The sequence below is a fragment of the Streptomyces sp. WMMC1477 genome, from assembly GCF_027460245.1.
Classification (GTDB): Bacteria; Actinomycetota; Actinomycetes; order Streptomycetales; family Streptomycetaceae; genus Streptomyces.
In genome coordinates, this window is sequence record NZ_JAPZBD010000003.1 from 1,418,139 (window position 1) to 1,440,667 (window position 22,529).

Genomic DNA, 22,529 nt, shown 5'->3' on the forward strand with positions numbered 1-22,529 from the left:
GCGAACGGTGCTCCACGCACGCCGCAGGCCAGGGGCTCCCCGCTGCCCACCACTCCCGTCATGCGAGGGCGCCGACACTCACGCTCAGCCGGCGGACGGCGGCTGCCACTCCCGCCTGATCAGCCCGAACACCCAGGTGTCGGACACCTCGCCGTCCACGACGCACTCCTCCCGCAGCGTCCCTTCCCGCACGAATCCGATCTTCTCCAGCACCCGGGCGGACGCCACGTTGCGCGTGTCGGTCTCGGCCTGGACGCGGTTCAGGTCCAGCGTGTCGAACGCCCACGTCAGCACGGCGCGTGCGGCCTCCGTCGCGTAGCCGTGGCCCCAGACGGCCTCGTCGAAGCAGTAGCCCAACGACGCACTGCGGTGGCCCGGGTTCCATTCGTGCAGCCCGCACCAGCCGACGAAGGCCCCGTCGGCAGCGCGGTCGATGGCCACCCGCGCGCCGATGCCCTCCTCCGCCAGCTTCTGACACCTCGCGAGGAAGCGCTCGGCGCGGGCCGGTTCCGTCCACGGCGGAGAGTCCCAGTACCGCATCACGAGGGTGTTGCTGTGCAGGGCGTAGAGGGCGGTGGCGTCGGCGCCGGTGAAGGGCCGCAGTCGCAGGCGGTCGGTGTGGAGCGTGGGAGTGGCCAGAGTCATGCGCCCCATCCTGCGTCTTCACGGGGCGGGCGGAACACTGAATTTCCCGGCCGCGCGCAACGGACGACGTTCGGCACGGACGGTCTTGCCGATGGGATGGGCGGGGGTTGGGCACCCCGTCGGGTGGTGAACCCCCGCCCCCGAGCGGCCCAGTCTGCGAGGGGCCGAAGCGAGGGACGCCGTCCCGGGTCCCGGTCGGCCGGTTCGTCACGGACGCCCATTCGTCTGGCCCGCGGGCTCGGCAAGGACGTCGGCCATCGCCCGTTCCGGGTTCGTGCCGTCGTGGGTCGTGGAGGCCGGGTGGATCCAGCCTCGCTCGTCGTACGCCCGCAGCACCTGGGGGCGCCCGTACCGGTGCGGCGGGTAGCCGGTGAGGCCGGCGGGGCCCGTGTAGGGCTCGGCGTGGGCGAGCCCTGCCCCGACCTCGCGGTAGGGCCTGGCGGGCAGCCTGGGCCGGTAACCGAAGAGGAGCGGCTCCGCGCCGGGTTCGGCGTCGCACAGGCAGCAGCGGAGGGGCTCGTGTCCAGACTTCCGGCCCCGAATGCCTGGGACTGGCGGAATTCCGCCGTCGCGTTCAACGGTCGGTCCGGATTCGCGGTCACGTGAAGTCGGCTGCTCCGGGCGTCCTCGACGGCGTCGTTCCGGACCTGGCGGGCACACTTGAAGGGCGTGGCCAGGTCGGGCTGCTGGTCGAGAAGGCCCTTGACGGCGAAGAGCAGGATGCCGGCCACACCGGCGGTGGTGAGAATCGTCGGGATGATGGCGGAGCCCACGGTCGACTCGTGCTTCCCCTTCCGGGTGGCCTGACATACGCGCAGGCAGACTCAGCCTGCCGCGGAACACGCGGCCGAACGTCCCTGACGTACTTCGGCAGGCGCAGCCCCCGGGGGGACGGGGTCGAAGACCCGAACGCGGGCCCCGCGCTCCGCGCCCGCCGGATCGTCGGTATCCGGCCGATCCCGTCCGGACGCCACGTGCCCCTTGCGCCGGGATGTCTACATGTACATGCTATTTCCGCGAGTTCTACTCGCATAGATCCGTCACACTGCACGACTTCGTCCTGAATGCGCTCCCCCACCTTCGCCGACACCCCGTCCGAGACGCGGATGCCGCACGCTCCCAGGAGGACCCTTGAACAGACGTATGGTGCGACGCAACGCCGTGGCACTCACCCTCTGCACCGCCGTCGTCGCGCTGGCGGGCGCTACCACCCCCGCGGCCGGCGCAACGGCGCCCCCGGCGACTTCGACGGCCTCCTACGAGTCGGTGACCCGTATCGAGGAGCAGACGGCCAAGGCGGTCGCCATGTCGCTGGGAGATGCCCAGTGGCGGGAGGAACTTCGACTGGCCGTGCTGGAGTCGAGCGAGATCGGACTCCACTCGCTGACCACGAGCGCCAAGAGCGCGGCGGGCGGGGAACTGGCCCGGACGGTCGCCGCCGCCGACCGGCGGATCGCGGCGGCGAAGGGGCTGGACGGCCGGGTGAGTTCACTGCTGCGGCTGCGGCTCGGCACGGAAACCATGAGGCAGGAGCTGTCACCGGGCACGCAGCCGCTGGTGGCGGTCGCGACGCAGGACGACGACGCCATGACGGTGACGGCGTACGACAGCCGCGGCCGGGCGCACACCCTGGACGCGGCTGAGGCTCCACGACAGGCGGTCTACGTGATCGATCTGGACATGTCCCAAGCGGTGTCGGCGGGCCTGGACCTGCTCGCCGAAGAGCTGACGGACCACGGCCTGCACCCGGCAGCGAGCGACCGCAAGGCCCCCACGGACCTGGCGGCGGCGGGCGGCTTCTGGACGACCAAGGTGGACTCGGTCTACCTCAAGGACGACGAAGAACCGTGGATCTCGGGCGACGCGGAGATCTTCTCGCTGGTCAGCGGCTTCGGCTTGGACGGGAAGGTCCGGGTCGACCCGGTCGACATGCCCTACCTGGACACGGACGAGCGCACCTACTACCCCAACCAGGTACTGGTGAACTGGTCCTTCTACAAGTACAACCTCGCCGATGTCGTGATGATGGAGGACGACGGCGACACCAACTACCGCGCGCTCGCCACGGCCATCGCCGACGCCCTGCTGACCATCATCGACCAGGGTGCCTACATCCCCCTGGTGAACGCGGTCCTGGACGCCATCCCCGACTCCTGGTACACCAACGACCCCGACTACGTGGACTCCTGGTACACACTCGCGGTCGACACGGACGGCCACCGGAACGGTGCCCGTGGCAACGGCCGGATGAACTTGTCCCCGTACTGGGTCGACGAGCTCTGACCGCCCCCCAGCTCCCGGACACCACCACCGGGGCGGGCCTCGCCGAGCGGCGGCGGTCCCCGCCCCGGTGTGGCCCTCGATCGTGACGTGGAGCACGGGCGTTGCGCCGCGGGCCCGCGCCGCAACCGGCTCAGTGAGGGGAGCGGCGACCGGTGGCCGCGGAGACGGAGGCCCCCGCGCCCGCAGAGGTCGCCGGGTACCCCCTGAGCGGCGGCTACAGCAGCCGGACCTCGGCGGGTGTGGGGAGCTTGGGCCACCAGTGGTGGTAGCGGCGGTAGACCTCACGTTCACGGTCGCCGAGGAAGGCCGTGAGGGCGTGGGCCTCGGCGGCGAGGGCGTCCCAGGTGGCCGGTGACAGGCAATGGAAGGCTGTGGCCTCGACGCCGTCCTCCAGCGGGCGCCAGACGCCTGCGACCTGACCGTCCACCAGCAGGGTGGGCAGGAAGTCGCCGTTGCGGCGGACCACCAGGGGGCGGTAGGCGGGGGGTATGACGCGGCTGCGGTCGGCGTAGGCGAGCAGCGTGCTGTCCCACATGGCCATGAGCCGGGGCGGGGCGGGGGTGTCGGCGGGCGGGCGCGGGGCGTCCGGGACGTCGAACAGGGTGCCGCCGTCCGGGCCGTGAAGCTGTTCGACGGCACCGTCCAGGGCGCGCAGGGCCGCGCGGACGGGCCCCCGCTGCACCGTCGCGAACTGGGCCACGTCCGCGACCGTCGCGGGGCCGAAGGCGGCCAGGTAGCGCAGGACGAAGGTGCGCAGGGCGTCCTGGTCAACGGTGCGGCCCGTCGCGGCCGGTGAGGTTCCGGAGGCGACGAAGGACGGGCGGTGGCCGAAGGACCAGGGGGCGTCGGTGGGGGCGTGGTGGAGGGGTGCGTAGGCCCTCAGCCCCCACCACGCGCCCTCCTTCTTCCCCGGGCCGAGGCGTTCCTCGACCCAGGCCTGCATCTCGGCCGACGTGCGGGGGCGGTGGGCGAAGGCGAGCAGCTCGGGGACGAGCGTGTGAGCGTCCTCGGGGGTCAGCCCGGCGGCGGCGAAGCGGTCGCCGAGCCGGGAGCCGTAGAGCGTGGGCTGCATGGCCGCGCGGAGGACGGGGTAGTCGTCGGCGTGCACCGCGTGCAGGGTGAGGCGCAACAGGGTCGCCTTGACGACCGTGCCCGTGGCGAAGGCGGCGTCGAGGTCGGCCGGGGTGAGCTCGGTGACCCGGTTCCACAGGGCGAGGTAGGGGGAGGCGGGCTGCTGGGCCTGGAGCGCGACCACGCGGCGGACGGCTTCGGGCACGGTCAGCGGCTCGCGGTTCAGGAGGAGCTGACGGGCGAGGGTGGCCCGGTTGAGTTCGCGCGCGGTGATCACCGGACCAGGATTCCGCCTGCCGCGAGGCCCGTCAACGCCTGTCCGCCCGCGGTCGGCCGCACGTCCCGGAACCGGCGGTAAACGTTTCGGCTCCGCCGCCCTGTTATCCGTGACGACACCGTCCGAGGGAGCAGGCTGATGGTTGAGCAGATCGTGGCGACCGTGGGGATGGGAGCCGTCGCGGCGGGGGTAAGAGTCCTGGTGCACTGGCTCAGGGCCCGCGAGCGGGAGCGTGTGTTCTCCCGGGCGCTGCGGGCCCGCGACACCGATGTGACCGTGGAATACCGGGGTGCCAGACTGGCGGTCCGGAGTTCCCGAGGGGGGCGGCGATGACCGACGCGGTGAAGGCTGACGGCACCGTCGCGGACGAGGACGCGGAGCCCTTCGAGGCGTTCTTCGCCCGCACGTTCACGGGGATGCTCGCCAGGGCGCTGCTGCTGTGCGGGCATCGGCAGGACGCGGAGGACGCCGTCCAGGACGCCTACGCGGAGGCGTACCGGCGCTGGGAGAGGCTGCGCGGGTACGAGGCTCCTGACGCGTGGGTGTACCGGGTGGTGCGGCAGCGGTTATGGGCGGCGGGGCGGCGTAACGCGCGGACGCGGGCGGCCGGTCTGGAGGGGCTTCCGGTCCCGGCCGTGGCGGGGGTCGAGCAGACGGCGCACGCGCGCACCGTGCTCGCGGCCCTGGCCACCCTGCCGAAGCGGCAGCGCACGGTGCTGGTGATGCACTGCCTGAACGGGGTGTCGCAGCAGGACGTCGCCGAGGAGCTGGGCCTGAGCCGTGGCGGGGTGGCGGCCAACCTGTCCAAGGCCCGGCGGAGGCTGGAGAAGGTGTTGGGCATGCGGGAGCGCGCGGCGCGGGGCTCCGGTGGCGAGGACGACAGGCTCGTGCGGCCCGGGGTGCGGATGCGTGGCGAGGACCTGCGCCCACTGGGCCGGGCGGCGCACCGGCCGCCGCCGCAGGGCGACGGGCTGGCCGTGGCCCTCGCGGCGGCGGAGGCGTGGCTGCGGGCGTGCGCGGCGGCCGAGCCGGAGGCCGCCGCACGGGTGCGGGACACCGTCCTCGGTCAGGGCGGGGAAGGCGGGCCGGGGTGAGGGCCGCACGGCGGGCGGCGGTGCGGCCTGGGGCTGCGTGGCGTGGGGCGCTGGCCCTGGTTCTGGTGGCCGGTTTCTACGTCGTGTCCTGGGCGCTGGTCCTCTTCTACGCCGTGCTGGCCGTCGGCGCGCTGTGGATGGCGTTCGGGGCGCCGGGCCCGATGTCCTCGCCGACGCCGCTGTTCGCGGCGGCCTTCGGGCTGCCGGCGGTGCTCGCGATCCTGCGGGCCCTGCTGACGGCGGGCCGGGCGCCCGAGCCGCGGAAGGGCACGGTGCGGGTGGGCCGGAAGGAGTCGCCGGAGCTGTGGGAGACGGTGACGGAGCTGGCCGAGGCGGTCGGGGCGCCGGTGCCGACGGAGATCCGGCTGACGCTGGACGTGAACGCCTCGGTGAGCGAGGACACCCGGTCCGGGCTGCGGGTGGCCGGGCGGCGGATGGAGATCGGAGTGCCGCTGCTCGCGGGGCTGCGGGCGGACGAGGTGCGGGCGGTGCTCTGCCATGAGCTGGGGCACTACGCGCGGCGGCACACCCGGTTCGCTGCGACGGTCTACCGGGGTTCGGCGGCGCTGCACGCGGCGCGGGCGGGGATCGCGGACGCGGCGGTGCGCAATCCGGTGGTGGCCATGTACTCGGGCCTGCACTTCCGGGTGCTGGGCGCCTACGCGTGGCTGTACGACGCGGTGTCGCTGGCGGTGCGGCGGCGGCAGGAGTTCGAGGCGGACGCGGCGGCCGCCCGGGTGGCGGGCCCGGAAGCGATGGCCTCGGCGCTGACGTCGGTCCACGTCGTCGGGGCCGCCTGGGCGGACTTCCGGGAGCGCTTCCTGGACCCGATGGCTGGGCGGGGGCGCACGCCGGACGATCCGATGCGGGCGTTCGCGGCGATGCTGACGGACACCGAGTACGGGGAGGCGTTGGAGGAGTGGCGGCGGGAGCAGCCGGAGCCGCGGCGGACGCGGCTGGACTCGCACCCGCCGACGGAGGCGCGGCTGGCGGCGCTGGCCGTGCTGACGGTGGCCGGCTCCGGCGCCGGGACCGGCCCGCGTCCCGGCGCGGGGCTGTGCGGGGAGCCGCTGCCCGAGGGGGTGTGGCGCGCGCTGCTGCGGCCGCTGGGCGGGCGGGGCCCGGGCCAGCCGTGGGAGGAGTGGCTGGACGACGCCGTCGAGGTGCAGGCCATCGGCGCGGCGGAGGACCTGCGGGCGCCGCTGGCGCTGCTGGGCTCGGCGCCGGAGCCCTCGCTGGACGGAGTGCTGGGGCTGCTGGAGGCGGGCCGGGGCGCGGAGTTGACGGGCGCGCTGGCCGCGACGGACTGGGGGACGCGGCAGTGGGGCGCCCAGGGCACGGCGAAGCGGGCGGTCGGCGTGCTGGTGGGGCAGGCGCTGGTGACGGCGGGCCGGGCGTCGTGGAGCGTGCGGTGGGCCTCGCCGGGCGTGCTGGTGACGTACGACGAGGAGGCGCGGGAGGCTGCGGAGCTGTCCCGGGTCGCGCTCACGGACCGGGACGCGGCGGCGCGGCTGCGTTTTCAGCTGGTCCTGTGCGGGGCGAACGTCACGGTGCCGCTGGAGCGGACGGGCCGGGTGTCGCGGCTGCGGGTGCCGGGGCCGCCGCGCGAGGACGGGCGAAGGGTCGGCGGTGACAAGCGGGCGGTGAGCATCGGCGGCTTCGTCGCCGCCGTCGTCGTCGGGCTGGTCTTCTTCTCCACCCAGTTCGAGGAGGAGCGGCCGCCGTCGCCGGTGCCGACGCGGACGGTGGAGCCGTGGCAGCCGCCCAGCCCGGTACCGACGGGGCCGGGCGTCCCGGGCCGGCCGTGGGACCCGCTTCCACGGCCGGACTGCGAGCCGGGCGAGATCCCGGCCGGCGGCGGCTGCTACACGATCGAGCCGGTGCTGCCGACCTCGCTGCTCACCCCGCTTCCCTCGCCGCCCGCCAGCGGTCCTTGAGCTGCTCCCAGCGCTCGCGCTGCTCTGCCGTCAGCCGCCCCCGCAGCTCTGCGAGCTTGAGCAGGTTGGCCTCGGCGCCGGAGGTGAGGGTGCGGGCCTCGGCCTGGTAGTGGTCGTCGAGCAGGGCTTCGAGCTCGGCGTCGTTCATGACGGGGGCGATGCGCTCGGCGAGCTTGTTGGTGTTGCGGTAGGAGCCCTGGAGGCGGAAGGGCGGTTCGGTGCGGGTGGCGTCGTCCTGTCCGGCAGAGGCGATGTAGGCGGCGTTGACGGCGAGGACGGTGCGCCGGACGTGCAGCAGGTTCCGCAGGACGCCGAGGATCTGGTCGAGTTCGGCGGGGGCGTAGGGGTGGGCGAGCCGGTCCGGGGCCGCGGCGGGGTCGCCGGCGGCGAGGCGTACGAGGAGGTCGACGTCGGCGCGGTCGCGTCCGGTGAGCGGGGCGAGGACGGGGTTGGCGGTGAGGGCGTTCTCGACGTGGCTGAGGGCGAAGAGGTCGTCCTTGCCGGTGAGGACGTCGCCGAGGTTCCACACGTCGGCGCGGTTGGCGAGCATGTCGGGGACGCGGAAGCGGCTGCCGGACTCGGTGAAGGGGTTGCCCGCCATGGCGACGGCGAACCGCTTGCCGCGCAGGTCGTACGTGCGGGGGCGGCCGTCGGCGGTGGAGACGCCGTCGACGCGGCGCTGGGCGTCGCACAGCGGGATGAACTTCTGGAGGAGTTCGGCGGACAGGTGCTGGATGTCGTCGAGGTAGAGGCAGACGTTGTTGCCCAGGTCGAGCGCGAAGTTGATCTTCTCGACCTCGCGGCGGGCCGCGGCGTCGGGGGCGGCGGCCGGGTCGAGCGACGTCGTGGCGTGGCCCAGGGCCGGTCCGTCGGCCTTGACGAAGACGAGGCCGAGCCGGGCGGCGACGTACTCCATGAGAGTGGTCTTGCCGTAACCGGGCGGGGAGAGGAGGAGCAGCAGGCCCTGGCTGTCGGTGCGGCGTTCGCTGCCCGCGGTGCCGATCTGCTTGGCCAGGTTGTCCCCGATGAGCGGCAGGTAGGCCTCGTCGATGAGCCGATTGCGCACGAACGAGGCCATGACGCTCGGCTTCAGGTCGGCCAGGCGCAGCCGATCGCGCTCGGCCGCCAGCAGGGCGTTGCGGCGGCGGGTGTAGGCGCGGTGGGCGGGCACGTGGTGGGTGCGGAAGGCGGCGGTGCGCGCGAGGAACTCGTCGAGCCGCAGCGTGAGTTCGCCATCGCGCAGCCGGGGGTGGGCGCCGAGCAGCCCGGGGACGGTGGCCGTGAGCGGGGCGTCGACGTCGCGGCGGTCGAGGGCGGGCCCGCACAGCTCGACGGCGGCGGCCTCGGGGAGGTCGGCGGTGTCCAGGGAGCGGGTGGCGGCGAAGGAGGAGAGCCACGCCTCGGTGAGCTGGTGGCGGGCCGCGAGGTCGGCCCCCAGAGCGCGCAGATCCTCGGCGAACTCCTTGGCCCCGGTGGAGTCCTCGCCACCCAGCGCGGTGCGGAAGGCGGAGAGCAGGGCGCGGGCGGCGGCGCCGGTGACGAACCGCGGCCCGCCCAGGGCCAGCTCCTCGAAGAGATAGGTCCCGGCCTCCTCGGCCGCGCTCAGGGCGTGGCGCTCGGCGAAGGCGCCGACGGCGGCGTCGAGTTCGGCGGACAGCTCGGCGACGGCCGGGCCCGCGCCGAAGGCGGCCCGGGCGCGGCCGAGGGACTGGGCGCGGGTGGCCCAGGCGGCACGGGCCGGCTCGTCGGTGCCGTGGGTCCAGAACACCTGGGCGGCGGCGCGGGCGGCGGGCGGGAAGCGCAGCAGGTCGGCGGCGGCGTGCAGGCCGAGGACGGCGGTGAGGATCGCCGCCGCGTCGTGGTCGTGCACCCCGCGGTCGTAGCCCTCGTCGTGGCCGGCCTCCGCGGCCTCGCGGACGGCGGCGAGCAGCCCGCCCTCCCGGTCCGCGGCCTCGCGCAGCGCGGCCGGGCCGGTCTCGGCGAGGACGCGGGCGGCCAGGTGCTCGGCCCGGTACACCTCGGGCGTCTCGGAGGGCAGGGGAAGGTCCCAGAAGGCGCGGGTCGTCTCGAACCCGGCGTCCGTCACGGGCGCCCGGTAGTCGGTGCCCGTGACGGCGAAGACGAGGGCGCCGTCCTGCGGGACGAGCGTGAGGTCGACGGGCTGGCCGTTGACGGCGAAGCGGTGCCGCCCGAGCCGCACGGTGCCCTCGGCGTCGTAGAGGTCCACGCGGTCGCGCAGGGCACGGGCGGCCTCCTGGCGGGCGGCCTTGAGGCGGCCGTCCAGTTCCTCGGCGCGCACGGTGTCGCCGACAGAGCGCAACTCCTCGGCCGTGGCGCGGATCCTGGCCACCAGCGGGTCGCCGGCGAAGTAGGCGGCCACCTCCTCCTGCGTGCCGAGCGCGGCCGAGCGGCGGGTCACCGTGGCCAGGACCCGCCCGGCGGACTCGGCCAGCCGCTCGGCGTGCCGGGCCCGCTCGTCGAGGGCGGCCTGCTTGCGGGCGGAGAACGTCTCGTAGACCTCCTCGCGGCGCTCGGCGAGCCGGGCCAGGAAGTCGTCGAAGACGCCGAAGCGGGACTCCAGGTCCTCCAGGCGCAGCAACAGCCCGCCCAGGTGGTCGTCGCACTCCTCCGGCGTCGTGGAGGCGGCGAGCCCGGCCGCGACGGCCTGGCCGAACAGCGCGAACTCGGCGGCGAACTCGGCCCGCCCCTCACGCTCCAGCAGCTCCCTGCGACGGCCGTCCAGCACCGCCCGGGCCCGGTTGACGGCGCCCATGACGTCGCCGACGCGCTCCAGGAGCGCGGTGCGCACGGTGACGTCGGAGATCTCCAGCGTGCCGACGACGTCCGTGACGGCGGCCAGGCGCTCGGCATGCTCGGTGATCCGCTCGCCCAGCGCCTCGGCCTCGACGACGGACCCGGCCTCGCCGGCCTCGTCGGCGAGCGCGTCGACCGCGGTGCGGGGGCCGTCGAAGGCGTCGGCCCGGGCGAGGTCGCCCACGGCGCGGCGGCCGGTGGCGGCCAGCGACTCGGCCAGTTCCCCGGCGAGCGCCTCGACCCGCTCCCGGTCGGCGTGGCGCAGATCCCGCAGGGTCTCCACGCCGCCCTGGGCGCGGCGCAGTTCGGTCAGCAGGCGCACCCAGCCGTCGGCGCCATCCGGCATCTCGCCGCGGGCGCGGCGCACCAGGGCGGTGACGGCGGCGGCCTTCTCCTCCACCGCCGCCCGCGCCTGGGCCCGCAGCTCCTCGACGCGCCGGAACTCGGCGATCACCTGCGTCGCCGCCGAGCCCAGCTCGGCCAGCGGTTCGTGCATGCCCTCCAGGCCCTCGGCGTCGAGCCAGGGGAAGTCGTCGGCGACTCGGGCGCAGGCCGCGGCGATGTCCTCGAACACGGCGCTGGCCGGGGCCATCTCGTCGGCCATGCGGGCCACCGACAGCGCGGCGGCGATCCCGCGCACGAGCTCGGCGTTGCCGATGCGGCCGAGCGGCCCGGCCACCGCGGGCAGGGCGGCGGCGTACGCGTCGGAGACGTACGGCGTGCGCCACACCTGGACCGGGTGCAGGCGCGCCGGCTCGCTCTCGCGGGTGCGCAGCACGGCCAGGGTGCCGTCCTCGAACAGGGCGTGGCCCCGGGCCGGGATGGGGCTCGCGATCTCCTTGCGGATGACGTGGTAGGGCAGCAGCAGCGTGCGTCCCTCGGCAGGGGCGTGGAAGACGTAGAGCACGTCCTCGCCGCTGGGCGCGCGCAGCACGCTCTCGAACTCCATGCCCGCGGTGTCGGTGTCGAAGGTGCGGGCCGCGGCCCCGGCGGGGGCGGTGCTCAGGTAGTAGCCGCCGGGGAAGACGACGCCGTGGTCGTCGGGCAGCCGGTGGCAGGACAGCCCGACCGCGTCGAGCCGGACGACCTCGCCGGAGCGCTCGTTGTAGACGAGGTGGCGGTCGGCGGGCTCGTTGTAGGGGCGGACGCGCAGGAGCAGCAGCGGCCCGACGCGGGCGTAGGCCACGTCGGCGTCGGCCAGGGACTGGAGGGGTTCCGCGACGGGTTCGGCGTAGACGCCCTCGGCCGTCTCGGTGTCGTTCTCGGTCTTGAGGGTGAGGCTGCCGCCCACCGTGGACAGGTAGAGGGCACCGCCGTCGAGGGCGATGTGCGGGTGGCGGCCGGTGACGTGGTCGCCGCGGCCCGCGGTGACCCAGGTCAGGTCGTGGGCGGGCGGCAGGACGTGGTCCCGCTCGCCCTTGGCGTCGACGTACGCGGGCGTGCCGTCCGGCTCGACGCGCCAGCGCAGCACGCGGATGTCGCTGGCCCGGTCGCCGGTGCGGAAGACGGCGAGCAGCAGCGCCCCGACGCGGCGGAGCCGCAGCAGGCGGGCCTGCCGGTAGTACCGGTGCAGCTCGGCGAAGTCGCACCCGAAGCGCGGGTCGTCCAGCAGCCCGGGCAGGGCATCCGGCCCGGCCTCCGTGAACTCGCCGTCGACGAGGCGGTAGAGGGTGAACACGTCCGCGACGCCGGTCTCCCGGCCCGGGGCGACCGGGGTGTGGAACCCGGCCAGCAGCAGGCCGCCAACCTGCGCGAGGTCGCGGGGCACCCGCGGCCGCCCGGTGCGCAGCGTGCCGTTGTGGCCCAGCTCGACGCCGCCCGCGCCGAAGGTGGCGGCGCGGCGGGTGTTGAGGGCGTCGGCCCGCTCACCGAGGCTCTGCGCCGCGGTGGTCATCCGGCCGCGCAGTACGTCGTAGGTGGCGGTGTCCATGGCCTGGGCTGCGCCCGTCATGCGTATCGAACTCCTCGTGGTGGGCCCCCGCGCCCCGGAGGGGCGCGGGGAACTGCGCGACCGGCCGCGGCGCACCGTCAGGGTGCGCCGCGGGGGACGGGGCGGCGGCCCCGTCCCCGGGCCGGTCCGCGGAAACCGGCCCGGTCGGCGCCTGGTCGGCGCCTAGTTGGCGGCGGGGGCGGTGCCGTCGCCGCCCGCGGCGGCCAGCTTGGTGAGCAGGCTGGCGGCCGAGAGGTCGCGCAGACCGTCGGCGCCCAGCCCGGAGAGCATGGCCTTGACGTCTTCGGGGAACGTGGAGCCGCCGTCCTTGTCCAGCCAGCTCCCGGCGAGCGTCCGCACCGTCTCGCTGTTGCCGACGAAGGCGTCCACGCTCTTGCCCGCGGAGAGCGAGCCGACCAGCTTGTCGAAGAACACGGAGTCGCCGCCGACGATGTCGATGTTGGCCTTCTCCAGCCCGGCCCCGACGAGCCTGGCCTGCGCCTCCGCGATCTGCCGGTGGACGTCGATGCCCGCCACCCGGATCTCCTTCTCCGCCTCCAGGCGCAGCCGGTACTCCTCGTGCTCGCGGCTCTGCTCGTCCAGGACCGCCATGGCGTTCGCCTTCTCGGTCAGCCCCTCGGCCTCGGCCTTGAGCTTCTCGCGCATCGCCTCCGCCTCGGCCAGGCCCTTCTCCTTGGCCGCCTCGGCCTCGGCCAGCCCCATCTCCTTGGCCGCCTGCGCCTCGAACCGGCGGGTCTTGGCGATCGCGTCGGCCATCCGCTCCCGGACCTCGGCCTCGGCGAGCCCGCTCGCGGCCTGGTCCGCCTTCTTGCCCTCGGCCAGCCGCAGCGTGGCCTCCGCGTCAAGGTCGGCGGCCTTGCGCCGGGCCTCGGCCATGGTGAGCTCCTCGGCGGCGCGGTGCTGCGCGGCCTGCTCGGCCGCCTCCGCCGCCTTGATGTCCTTGACCAGCCGCTCCTGCGCCTGTGCCTCGGCGGCGATGACGAGCGCCTGCCGCTCGCGCTCGGCCTCCTCGACGGTGCGCAGCTTCTTGATCTCCTCCTCCTGCTGGGCGACCGTCTTCTCCACGGCGATGCGCTCGCGGACGACGTCGGCGATGTCCCGCTTCTCCGCCTCGACCTCCTTGTCGGCGGCGATGCGGCGCAGTTCGGTCTCCCGGTCCCGGGCGATGACCTCCAGCAGGCGGTCCTTCTCGATGCGCTCCCGCTCGACGGCCTCGACCCGCTCCCGGTTGAGCTTGGCGACGGCGACCTCGCGCTCGCGGTTCTCGTTCTGGATGCCGAGCGCCTCCTCCGTCTTGAGGTGGGCGGTGTGGGCGCGCAGCCGCTCCTCCGCCTGGACGCGGGCGGTCTCGGCCTCCTCGCGGGCGCGGACGGTGTCGATCTCGCGCTGCTGCCGGATCTCGGCGTCCACCTGCCGGCGTTCGAGCTCCAGGACGGCTTCCCGGGCGTCGACGTTCTGCCGGGTGATCTCCTTCTCCTCGTTGCGCTTGAACTCGTTCGTGCGCACGTGCTCGACGGCCGTCAGCTCGGTGATCCTGCGGATGCCCTGGGCGTCGAGGATGTTGTCGCTGTCCAGGCTGGACAGCGGTGTCTGCTCCAGGTAGTCGATGGCCGCGTCCTCAAGGGTGTAGCCGTTGAGGTCGGTGCCGATGAGCGCGATGATCCGGTCCCGCAGTTCGTCCCGGTGCGTGAACAGGTCGGCGAAGTCGAACTGCTTGCCGACGGTCTTGAGCGCCTCGGAGAACTTGGAGTTGAACAGGTCCTGGAGCGTCACGCGGTCGCTGGCGCGTTCGGTGCCGATGGCCTGGGCGGCCTTGATGACGTCCTCGCGGGTCTTGTTGACGCGGACGAAGAACGAGATGCGGATGTTCGCCCGGAGGTTGTCCCGGCAGATCAGGCCGTCGCTGCCGGTGCGGTCGATCTCGATCCGCTTCAGCGAGATGTCCATGACCTCGGCCCTGTGCAGCACCGGCAGCACCACCATGCCGGTGAAGGTGACCTCGACCTTGCGCATCTTCGAGACGATCAGGGCCTTGCCCTGCGGCACCTTGCGGAGGAGCTTGCTGACCATGAACAGCACGCCGAGCCCGATGAGCAGGCACACGGCGAGGAGCACGCCGAATCCTGTGGTGATGGCATCCATAGCGGTGGTTTCCCTTGTGCGGTGAAGAGTGTGGAAGAGCGGAGCGGAGGCGGCCGTCAGCGGCCGGTATCCGGCCGCGGCGCGGGATCGGCCCCGGGCGTCGGCTCGAAGGGGGCGACGCGGAAGAACTCGCCCTCGGCGTCGTAGTCGAAGACGAGCGCCGTACTGCCGAGCATCAGCCGGGCCGCGTCCGTGCCGTCGGCGCGCACCTGGACAACGGCCGTCGAGCCGTCCTCGGCGGCCACCTCGGCCTGTCCGAAGCGCCCGGAGACGTGGCCGGTGCGGATGGTGCACACCCGGCCGACGAGATCCGCGCGGTCCACGCCCTCCTCACGGGGCGTGAGGTGGCGCAGCGGGGCGATCAGGAGCCGTGTGCCCGCCCAGGCGAGGAAGACCGCCGCGGGCAGGACGAGGACGCGGAGCCAGAGGGCGTCGAAGAGCGCCGTGCCGCTCAGCGACATGAACCAGGCAATCACGATGAGAAGAGAGAGCGTCACGGTGACGGGAACGCCACCGAGCCCGAAGGCCGCGAACACCCCCGCGACCCCGACACCGTGACCGGCGTCCCCGGGGTCGGCGCCATCCCCTCCTTCTGTGGCGCCGAACCCGGGAACACCCCATCCCCCCAGGACAACCGCGAGCCAGTAGCCGACCACGACGACGAGCGCGAGGCCGAACAGGACGGCGGGGAACGCCGAAGCGGCGTCCAGGAAACCCCCGATTCCTCCCATCGCCCTTCCCCCTCCCGGCTGCGGTGTGCACTCATGGTGGCACTCGACGTGCACACGCCGCATTGCCTGATTCCGGCAATCTTTGGGCATGAACATGTGCCGAGGGCCGGTGCAACCGAGGACGGCACCGAGGACGGGACGCCTGACGGGACGTCACGTTCACGTCCGGTTCAGCTCGCGTACCGCGTCAGGGGTCTGACGGGGAGAAGGTCAGAGCTCGTGCTGGGGCCAGCCGAGGAGCCGGGCGCCCATCGCGGCCGTCTCCAGGGTGTAGCGCTGCAGCGCGTCGGCGGGGTCGTAGCCGGTGAGGGTGCGGATGCGGGCGAGGCGGTAGGTGAGCGTGCGCACGCCCACGCCCAGCCGGCGGGCCGCCTCGGCGTTGACGTAGCCGGACTGGGAGCACGCCATGAGCGTCTGCACGAGGGGCTCGGCGCCGCCGCGCGCCCCGGCGAGCGGGCCGAGCACCGTGTTGACGAGGTCAGCGATGGCGCTGCGGTCACGCAGCAGCACCGGGAAGACCAGCAGCTCCGAGGCGGTGAGCTTGACCGTGGGCAGGCCGAGCCGGTCGGCCACGTGCAGGGCCTCCACCGCTTCCTCGTAGCTGCTGACGACACCGCTGGGGCCGGTGTGCTCCCGGCCCAGGGCCACCCGTCGGGCCGAGACGTAGCCGGGACCCGGGCGTTCGGCCAGAAGGGCGAAGGCGTCCAGGACCGCGCGGTCGTCCCCGCTGGCCGCGATGCACACCAGCCGGCCGTCCTTCGTCGTGAGCAGCGCGTCGCGGTCGCCGAAGCGCGCCACGAGCTCCCGCTCGATGCGCCGGACGGTGGGGTGGACGTCGTCGTAGACCTCGTACCCCTCGGCGACGGCGACGGTGTGCGTGTGGGACAGCCGCAGCCCGAAGCGCTGGGCCCGCTCGGCGAGCCGGCCCAGGTCGCTGCGGCCGTGGAGGAGGTCGTCGACGAACTCGCGACGCTCGGCCTCCTCCTGCCGCACCGCGAGCCGGCGCGCCTGCTCGTGACCGTCCCCGAGCGCCCCGATGGCGCCCTCCAGCGCGGCGAGGATGGCGTCACCCGTGCGGGCCCGCTCGGCCGGACCGGCCGCCCGCATCACCCCCGGCAGGGTCCCCCACAGGGCGCGGGTCTCGCCGACGAAGAGGGTGACGACCTCGCGCAGCTTGTGTCCGTCCTCGGCGGCGCGCTCACCCAGAGAGCGGAAGGCGTCCAGCTCGTCGCGGTGCGGCAGCCGCCCCGTCGTGGAGACCTCGGCGAGCAGCCGCGGGTAGTCCCCCAGAAAATCCCCCGAAATGCCAGCGCGTCGCACGGTGCCTCCCCTGTCAGGCCCTCCCGGGCCTCACCCCTCGGTCTCCCCCCCCGGCCCCTCACCCCCGTCGACCGGGCCCACCGGAACCCACTCCGGCACTCTGACCAGCCTAGAGCCTGCGCGCCGACGGGTACCGGCCGGTAGAGCGACGCAGCTCACAGCGCGGCTTGCGGTAAAGCCGTGACGTGCGGGTACGGTGAGGGACACAACAAGTGCGTCAATAATTGATCAATGGTGTGCCGGGAAGTCTGGTCGGCAGTGCGATCCGTCGCGCTTTGTTCGTTCTGTGCCCGACCTTGCCCGGAGGCCGCCCCATGACGTCCACGCCACAGCAGAGCTCGCCGCAGCGCGCGTTCGCCCGGCCGCCGCTCAAGGAGCGGCGTCTGCTCGCCGACGCGCTGCGGACGGAGACCGTGGGCGGTCTCATGCTGCTGGGTGCCGCGGTCGTCGCGCTGGTCCTGGCCAACACCCCGCTCAGCGAGTTCTACGAGGACGTCAGCAAGGCCCACCTGGACATCCCGGCCCTCGGCCTGGAGCTCTCCGTCGCCCACTGGGCCTCGGACGGGCTGCTGACGCTCTTCTTCTTCGTCGCGGGCATCGAGCTCAAGCGCGAACTGGTCGTCGGTGAGCTGCGCAACCCGGCGGCGGCCGCGCTGCCCGTGGTGGCGGCGCTGTGCGGCATGGTCGTGCCCGCCCTCTTCTACGTGTCCGTCGCGGCGGCCGGCAACGGCGACATGAACGGCTGGGCCGTGCCGATGGCCACCGACATCGCCTTCGCCCTCGGCGTCCTCGCGGTCATCGGGACCAACCTGCCTTCCGGCATCCGCGCCTTCCTGCTGACGCTCGCCATCGTCGACGACCTCGGCGCCATCCTCGTCATCGCCCTCTTCTACACCTCCACGCTGAAGATGTGGGCGTTGGCCGGGGCGGTCGTCGGGCTCATCCTGTTCTGGGCGCTGCACCAGAAGCTCAACGTCCGCGGCTGGTACATCTACGTGCCCCTCGCTGTGACGATCTGGGTGCTGATGCTCAACAGCGGCATCCACGCCACGATCGCCGGTGTCGCCATGGGCATGCTGCTGCGCTGCCGGACCCGCCCGAACGAGGAGACCTCGCCCGCCGAGCACATCGAGCACCTCGTGCGCCCCCTGTCGGCCGGTTTCGCGGTCCCGGTCTTCGCCCTGTTCGCCGCCGGCGTCAGTGTCTCCCTCGGAGACCTCAGCGAGGCGGCCGGGGAGCCGGAAGCCCTCGGCGTGGCCCTCGGCCTGTTCGTGGGCAAGATCGTGGGCGTCTTCGGCGGCACCTACGTGGCCGCCCGCTTCACCCGGGCCGAGCTGAGCGACGACCTGTCCTGGTCCGACATCGTGGGCATCTCCATGCTGGCGGGCATCGGCTTCACCGTCTCCCTGCTGGTCACCGAGCTGGCGTTCGACGAGGGTTCGGCGATCACCGAGCACGTCAAGGCCGCCGTCCTCATGGCCTCCTTCCTCTCCGCCCTCGTCGCCGCCGTCCTGCTGAAGTGGCGCGACAAGCACTACCGGCGGATCTGGGACGAGGAGAACCGCGACGACGACCACGACGGCATCCCCGACATCGACCAGCGCGAGGAGGCTGAGCTCGCCGCCCAGGCAGCCGCCCAGCGCGCCGCCGAGCGCCGCGTCGAGGGCCCGGGAGAGGGCCCGGGCGAGGGCGGCGACGGGGTCAGCGGGAAGCGCTGACCTCCAGCCGGACGAAGCGCGGCCGGTACAGCGCCACGTCCCGGTGCACGGCCGAGGTCGAGCCCGTCACGTTGACGTCATAGCTCAGCAGCAGGTCCGCCCCGCCACCGCTGAAGGCGGGGTGGGCCTGCGGGTTGTAGGCCACCGCCCCGGCCGCCCGGCCGCCCTCGGGCAGCGGCGGCGTCAACGCGTCGGACGGGCCGTGCCAGGGCCCCTGCGGAGCACAGGCCCAGTACGAGGTCACGGTCGTCAGCCCCCGTCCGTCGGGCCCGCCCGCGTCCGTGGTGAGCAGGAGCCAGGTGCCGCCGCGCCGGGTGACCGTGTAGGTGTTGCTCGCGCCGCGGTCCGGGTCGGCCCACGGCGCGGCGCCGACGGGCAGCGCCCGGGCCGCCGCCGGATCGGCCCGCCAGCCCGCGCCGTCCCAGTACCGCCAGGCCGACCGGTCGGCCAGCGCGCCCACCGGCGCCCGGGCCACGTGCGCCCGCGACGACGTACCCCGCACGGTCCCCTCGTCGGCGCCGAACACGTACGTCCACCCGCCCTCGCGCACCGCCGACGTCCCGTACAGCACCCGCCGCGCCGGATCCCCGTCCCGGGGGACGTCGACGGGCTCGACGGACTCCAGCCTCAGCTCCGGCAGGCTCAGCGTGGCGACCTCCGTGGCGCGCGGCACCCCGAAGGCCCACGGCGGGCCGCCCGCCTCCCGCCGCCACAGCAGCACCCGCACGACCCGCTCCCGCGCGCCCGGCTCCCGCGGCTCGACGACGCCCTGCACCGGCCAGCGCCACACCTCGCGGCCGTCCCGCCCCGTCAGTCCGGGGAAGAACGCGCCGGGCCCCGGGCCCAGCAGGGTGCGCTCCAGCCGGCCGTCCGGCGACATCACGACGCCCGCGTTGCGCACCCACACCGGCGAGGGGTCCCGCGAAGGGCCGCCGGCCGGGATGGCCGGGTGCACCCGGTCCAGGAAGGTGTCGGCGGACAGCCACAGCGTCCGCCCGTCCGGCAGCCGCACCGAACGGCTGCCGTCGCCGCCGGTCCAGTCGTCCAGCCGGGCGTTGTCGTCCCCGTACCGGGCGAACTCGGCCGTCATCGCCTCGTCGGCGCGCCATCCCGTGACGCTCAGCTCCCGGCACGCGTCCGGCGTCCGGGGCCCGGTGCCGTCCTCGTCCGGTCCCGACATCAGCAGGGCGACGACCAGGGCGAGCGCCACCCCCGCCGCGAGCCCGGCGAGCAGCCTCGGCAGCGGGCCCGGCGGCGGGCCCGGTGACTCCCCACGGTCGGGACGGCGACGGCTGAGGCGGTCCATAGGCCGCCGAGGATAGGGCAACGGCCTCGCGCGCCGTGTCCCGGTTCAACGGTGGGGGTGCCGGGCCGGGTCCACCGCGGCGGCCAGCTCCCCCAGGGCCTCCGTCACCAGCTCCGCCACCCGCAGGGCCACACCGTCGGGGTGCTCGGCGTGCGCCTGCCACGCGGCGAGGGCGGCCCCCAGCGCCGTGAGGTCCAGGGGCGCGCCGGCGCGCAGGGCCGCGTCGGCGCGCCCGGCGGCGTCCCGCAGCTCCCGGGCGAAGGCGGCGGCCCCGGGGTCGTCCCGCGCGTCCGGGGGCGGCAGGTGCGCCTCCAGCAGCATCGCCGAGCGGCCCACCGTCCGCACGGCCGCCTGGGCGTCGGCGGCCCGGCGGCGGGGCAGTCCGCGGTGCCGCACCGGCTCGGCGTCGGCCCGCGCCACGGCCTCGTCCCACTCCAGCAGCGCGGCCCGGGCGTCCAGCAGCGCGTCCCGCACCTGCCGGGGACGGCGGCCGGCCGGGTGCCCGAAGCCGTCCAGCACGGCGACCGCGTACGCCAGCACGGCCGTCAGCCACTGCGCGAGGCGCTCGCGCAGCCGCGGCGTCTCCCAGGCCGGGTACACCGCGTAGGAGACGAGGGCCAGCGCACCGCCGAGCAGGGTGAGCCAGATCCGCTGCGGCACCGTCTGCGCCCAGTCCTCCCCTGCGAGGCCCAGCAGGAAGACCACGTACGCGCCGATGCACGCCGAGATCACCAGATAGCCGCTGCGCATCAGCAGGTAGAGCAGGAACACGCTGCCGACCGCGTAGACCGCCGCGAGGTACGTGCCCGGGGCCGTCAGGGCGATCAGCGCCCCGGCCAGTGCCACCCCCGTGACCGTGCCCGCGAGCCGGGCGGCGCCGCGGGCGACGGTCTCCGAGAAGTCCGGCCGCAGGACCATCACGGCCGTCAGCCCGATCCAGTAGCCGTGGCGGGTGGGCAGCGCCTCCCCGAGCAGATACCCGGCCGGGACGACGGCCGCCACCCGCAGCGCGTGCCGCAGGACCGGCGAGGAGCCCCGCAGCTCCCACCGCAGCGCCCGCAGCACGACCGGCAGCTGCCGGACCCCGCTCGGCCGCCGAAGATGGGGCCGCCGGCCGGCCTCCGTCACCTCCACCGGCTCCTGCGCGGCCTCCACCAGCTCCTCGCTCAGCGCGATGAGCCGAAGGGCCGCCCGGCGCGCCGGGCCGGGCGGCAGGACGGGCCCGTCGGCCGGCACCCGCAGCACCTCCAGCGCCTCACCCGGCAGCCGTACGTGCTCCCCGTACCGGATCGCCCGCGCCACCGCGTCCAGCACCGTGGCCGCGGCCTCCAGCAGCGCCCGCACGCGCTCCCGCGCCGGGCCCTCGGGGGCGCCCCCGACGACGGGGTCGGCGAGCGAGGCCAGCACCGGACGGAACCGGTCCGCCAGCAGCCGGTAGCCCTGCAACTGGCGCGGCCGGTGCCGGGCCTGGCGCGGGGTCACCGCGGCGGCGCGGCGGGCGCGGACGAGCGCCTGCGGGTCGAAGGGCGCCGTCGGGTCCTCCCGCAGCGTCCGGGCGTACCCCGCGACGGACTCCAGCGCCTCGGCCAGCGCCTCCCGGCGCGCCGCCCAGCGGCGGATCGGGAAGAGCAGGATCAGCGCCGCCTGCACCACCCCGCCCAGGCCGATGATCGCCGCGTGTCCCGCGGCCTCCGGCACGCTCGACGGCAGCGTCACGACGACGAGCATCATGGCCACCGTGAAGGCGCTGACCACCCCGGCGACCGCCCCCACCGCCCACGCCATGCCCGCGCCGAAGGCCCAGGCGGCCAGCATCGGGGTGAAGGCCCACGGGTGCCCGGCCAGCACGTAGCCGAGGAAGGCGCTCACCGACAGGCCGAGCGCTGCGCCCAGCGCCAGCACCGGACGGGGCCGCCAGCTCCGCTGGAACGTGGCGATCCCCGAGGCGAAGGCGCCGAAGGCCGAGGAGACGGCGAGCCCGGGCGAGCCGAGCCACAGCGTGAGCCCGAGGACCAGCGCCACGCCGCAGGTGCCGCGCAGGGCCAGCAGCGGCGCGACCGCGCCCCGCTCGATCCGCAGGCCCGAGCGTGCGGTGTCCTTCAGGGCCGCGGCCCACCGGACCGTGACGCCCGACGTTCCGCACATGATCACGAGAATACGGGGCCGGACGCGCTACCCGCCCGCCGCGCCCACTCTCCGTACCGCCCTCCGTTCCGGTCCACCTGCCGTCCCGCCCGCCGCGCCACGTCTCCCGGGTGGCCACGGACGGGTGATGACCGCTGCCGGTGTGCGGTGCGGTGTTCGTCACGACTGTCACCGTTACGCGGGTTCCCGGTCACGGAAGCCTGACAGCCCGGCAGTGGCGGCCCGGACCCTCGTTCGGCCCGGCACAGGCTGATGCCGCATCACCCGACACTCCTGTGGAGGTGCCCCCGACATGGCCGACCACCGTCTCTGGTCGTACAAGGAGATCGCCGCGCACATCCAGGTGCAGCCCGATACCGTCCGGTCCTACCGCAAGCACGGATTGCTGCCGCCGCCCGACCTGGTCGAGGGCGGTCGTCCCTTCTGGTACGCCGACACCATCCGCGACTGGGTCACCCGCCGCCCGGGCGCGGGCGGACGACGCGGCGCGTAGGCCGTGAGCGTGCGACGACGGAACCGGCACCCCCGGCCCAGGACGGGCCACCCAGGTGGGGTATACCCGATTTCATACGGGCGGGGGGTATACACTGAGGGCGTTCGAGCTCGGGAACCCGAGGACACCGCGCATTGGAGACACCATGAGCGAGACCACGATCACGTACCAGGTCAGCGGCATGAGCTGCGGCCACTGCGAGAAGGCCATCACAGAAGAGGTGTCCGCCCTGGAAGGCGTCACCGAGGTGAAGGCCGTCGCCGCCACGGGCCTGGTCTCGGTCACCGGCGCCGCGGCCCCCGACGAGGCGGCGGTCCGCGCCGCCGTCGACGAAGCGGGCTACGAGCTCGTCGGCCGCGCCTGAGACGCGGCCGAGGCACGCCGGGCGCCGAGGCGAACGCCCGGGCCGCGGGAAGGAAGGCGACCGGGAAGCAGGAAAACGCCCCCTCGCGAGTCCCCCCACGGGCCCGCGAACGGGGGCGCTTCCTTCTCCCGACCCTGACTCCCCCCACGGGATCAGAGCCGGGCGTTCGGCTGGGCTGCACGTTGACCGGAGGGCCGCTCAAGCACCCGGGAACGCCAGCCCGGACCACAACTCCGCC

General features: G+C 74.5%; 15 protein-coding genes. 6 read left to right on the top strand and 9 right to left on the bottom strand.

The genetic code is table 11. The annotated features are described in order from the left end of the window. Positions 1-84: 84 nt before the first annotated feature. Both O7609_RS06510 and O7609_RS06515 read right to left on the bottom strand, forming a co-directional pair. Positions 85-645 carry a GNAT family N-acetyltransferase gene (locus O7609_RS06510; protein ID WP_269733991.1) on the bottom strand — a complete coding sequence of 187 codons (561 nt, stop codon included), beginning with the start codon at positions 643-645 and terminating at the stop codon, positions 85-87. 207 nt (positions 646-852) lie between these two features. Further along, the gene (locus tag O7609_RS06515; protein WP_269743227.1) at positions 853-1,455 is read right to left on the bottom strand and encodes a DUF1203 domain-containing protein; all 603 of its coding nucleotides are present in this window, start codon (positions 1,453-1,455) and stop codon (positions 853-855) included. Positions 1,456-1,776: 321 nt separating this feature from the next. On the opposite strand from O7609_RS06515, the gene O7609_RS06520 reads away from it, so the two are divergent. Beyond that, entirely contained in the window at positions 1,777-2,928 is a 1,152-nt protein-coding gene (locus O7609_RS06520; RefSeq protein WP_269733993.1) for a DUF3103 family protein, read from the top strand. A 214-nt stretch (positions 2,929-3,142) separates the two neighbouring features. Here O7609_RS06520 and O7609_RS06525 read toward each other — a convergent pair whose 3' ends face one another. Then, a complete protein-coding gene (locus O7609_RS06525) occupies positions 3,143-4,276 on the bottom strand; it encodes a winged helix DNA-binding domain-containing protein (RefSeq protein WP_269733994.1) in 1,134 nt (377 codons plus the stop codon). Between the two features lie 329 nt (positions 4,277-4,605). Here O7609_RS06525 and O7609_RS06530 point away from each other — a divergent pair, with 329 nt between their 5' ends. Together O7609_RS06530 and O7609_RS06535 are read left to right on the top strand one after the other, a co-directional pair. Beyond that, positions 4,606-5,370 carry an RNA polymerase sigma factor gene (locus tag O7609_RS06530; RefSeq protein ID WP_269733995.1) on the top strand — a complete coding sequence of 255 codons (765 nt, stop codon included), beginning with the start codon at positions 4,606-4,608 and terminating at the stop codon, positions 5,368-5,370. A 65-nt stretch (positions 5,371-5,435) separates the two neighbouring features. Beyond that, a complete protein-coding gene (locus tag O7609_RS06535) occupies positions 5,436-7,307 on the top strand; it encodes a M48 family metallopeptidase (RefSeq protein WP_269743228.1) in 1,872 nt (623 codons plus the stop codon). Here the strand turns inward: O7609_RS06535 and O7609_RS06540 are convergent. From O7609_RS06540 to O7609_RS06555, 4 genes are all read right to left on the bottom strand, one after another. Further along, the gene (locus O7609_RS06540) at positions 7,270-12,072 is read right to left on the bottom strand and encodes a DNA repair ATPase (RefSeq protein ID WP_269733997.1); all 4,803 of its coding nucleotides are present in this window, start codon (positions 12,070-12,072) and stop codon (positions 7,270-7,272) included. The two genes, O7609_RS06535 and O7609_RS06540, sit on opposite strands and share 38 nt — an antisense overlap. A gap of 162 nt (positions 12,073-12,234) precedes the next feature. After that, positions 12,235-14,214 carry a flotillin family protein gene (locus O7609_RS06545; RefSeq protein WP_269733998.1) on the bottom strand — a complete coding sequence of 660 codons (1,980 nt, stop codon included), beginning with the start codon at positions 14,212-14,214 and terminating at the stop codon, positions 12,235-12,237. 56 nt (positions 14,215-14,270) lie between these two features. Continuing rightward, positions 14,271-14,936, bottom strand: coding sequence for an OB-fold-containig protein (locus O7609_RS06550; RefSeq protein ID WP_269737040.1), 666 nt, complete (start codon positions 14,934-14,936; stop codon positions 14,271-14,273). Positions 14,937-15,155: 219 nt separating this feature from the next. Beyond that, entirely contained in the window at positions 15,156-16,265 is a 1,110-nt protein-coding gene (locus O7609_RS06555) for a PucR family transcriptional regulator (protein ID WP_269743229.1), read from the bottom strand. A gap of 314 nt (positions 16,266-16,579) precedes the next feature. Between O7609_RS06555 and nhaA the strand changes: the two genes are divergently transcribed. Next, the gene (nhaA, locus tag O7609_RS06560; protein ID WP_269734000.1) at positions 16,580-17,983 is read left to right on the top strand and encodes a Na+/H+ antiporter NhaA; all 1,404 of its coding nucleotides are present in this window, start codon (positions 16,580-16,582) and stop codon (positions 17,981-17,983) included. On the opposite strand, the gene O7609_RS06565 is transcribed toward nhaA, so the two are convergent. Beyond that, positions 17,967-19,289 (bottom strand): hypothetical protein, encoded by a 1,323-nt coding sequence (locus tag O7609_RS06565; RefSeq protein WP_269734001.1) that lies wholly within the window; start codon positions 19,287-19,289, stop codon positions 17,967-17,969. The genes nhaA and O7609_RS06565 overlap by 17 nt on opposite strands. A gap of 45 nt (positions 19,290-19,334) precedes the next feature. Next, positions 19,335-21,434 carry an FUSC family protein gene (locus O7609_RS06570; protein ID WP_269743230.1) on the bottom strand — a complete coding sequence of 700 codons (2,100 nt, stop codon included), beginning with the start codon at positions 21,432-21,434 and terminating at the stop codon, positions 19,335-19,337. 292 nt (positions 21,435-21,726) lie between these two features. On the opposite strand from O7609_RS06570, the gene O7609_RS06575 reads away from it, so the two are divergent. Together O7609_RS06575 and O7609_RS06580 are read left to right on the top strand one after the other, a co-directional pair. Then, entirely contained in the window at positions 21,727-21,927 is a 201-nt protein-coding gene (locus tag O7609_RS06575) for a helix-turn-helix transcriptional regulator (protein WP_269734003.1), read from the top strand. Positions 21,928-22,072: 145 nt separating this feature from the next. Then, positions 22,073-22,291 carry a heavy-metal-associated domain-containing protein gene (locus O7609_RS06580; protein WP_269734004.1) on the top strand — a complete coding sequence of 73 codons (219 nt, stop codon included), beginning with the start codon at positions 22,073-22,075 and terminating at the stop codon, positions 22,289-22,291. The last annotated feature ends 238 nt before the right edge of the window (positions 22,292-22,529 follow it).

Coding starts and splice junctions, on each gene's coding strand:
- O7609_RS06510 (WP_269733991.1), bottom strand. CDS start 645: ATGACTCTGGCCACTCCCACGCTCCACACCGACCGCCTGCGACTGCGG.
- O7609_RS06515 (WP_269743227.1), bottom strand. CDS start 1,455: ATGTCAGGCCACCCGGAAGGGGAAGCACGAGTCGACCGTGGGCTCCGC.
- O7609_RS06530 (WP_269733995.1), top strand. CDS start 4,606: ATGACCGACGCGGTGAAGGCTGACGGCACCGTCGCGGACGAGGACGCG.
- O7609_RS06540 (WP_269733997.1), bottom strand. CDS start 12,072: ATGACGGGCGCAGCCCAGGCCATGGACACCGCCACCTACGACGTACTG.
- O7609_RS06545 (WP_269733998.1), bottom strand. CDS start 14,214: ATGGATGCCATCACCACAGGATTCGGCGTGCTCCTCGCCGTGTGCCTG.
- nhaA (WP_269734000.1), top strand. CDS start 16,580: ATGACGTCCACGCCACAGCAGAGCTCGCCGCAGCGCGCGTTCGCCCGG.
- O7609_RS06565 (WP_269734001.1), bottom strand. CDS start 19,289: ATGGACCGCCTCAGCCGTCGCCGTCCCGACCGTGGGGAGTCACCGGGC.
- O7609_RS06570 (WP_269743230.1), bottom strand. CDS start 21,434: ATGTGCGGAACGTCGGGCGTCACGGTCCGGTGGGCCGCGGCCCTGAAG.
- O7609_RS06575 (WP_269734003.1), top strand. CDS start 21,727: ATGGCCGACCACCGTCTCTGGTCGTACAAGGAGATCGCCGCGCACATC.
- O7609_RS06580 (WP_269734004.1), top strand. CDS start 22,073: ATGAGCGAGACCACGATCACGTACCAGGTCAGCGGCATGAGCTGCGGC.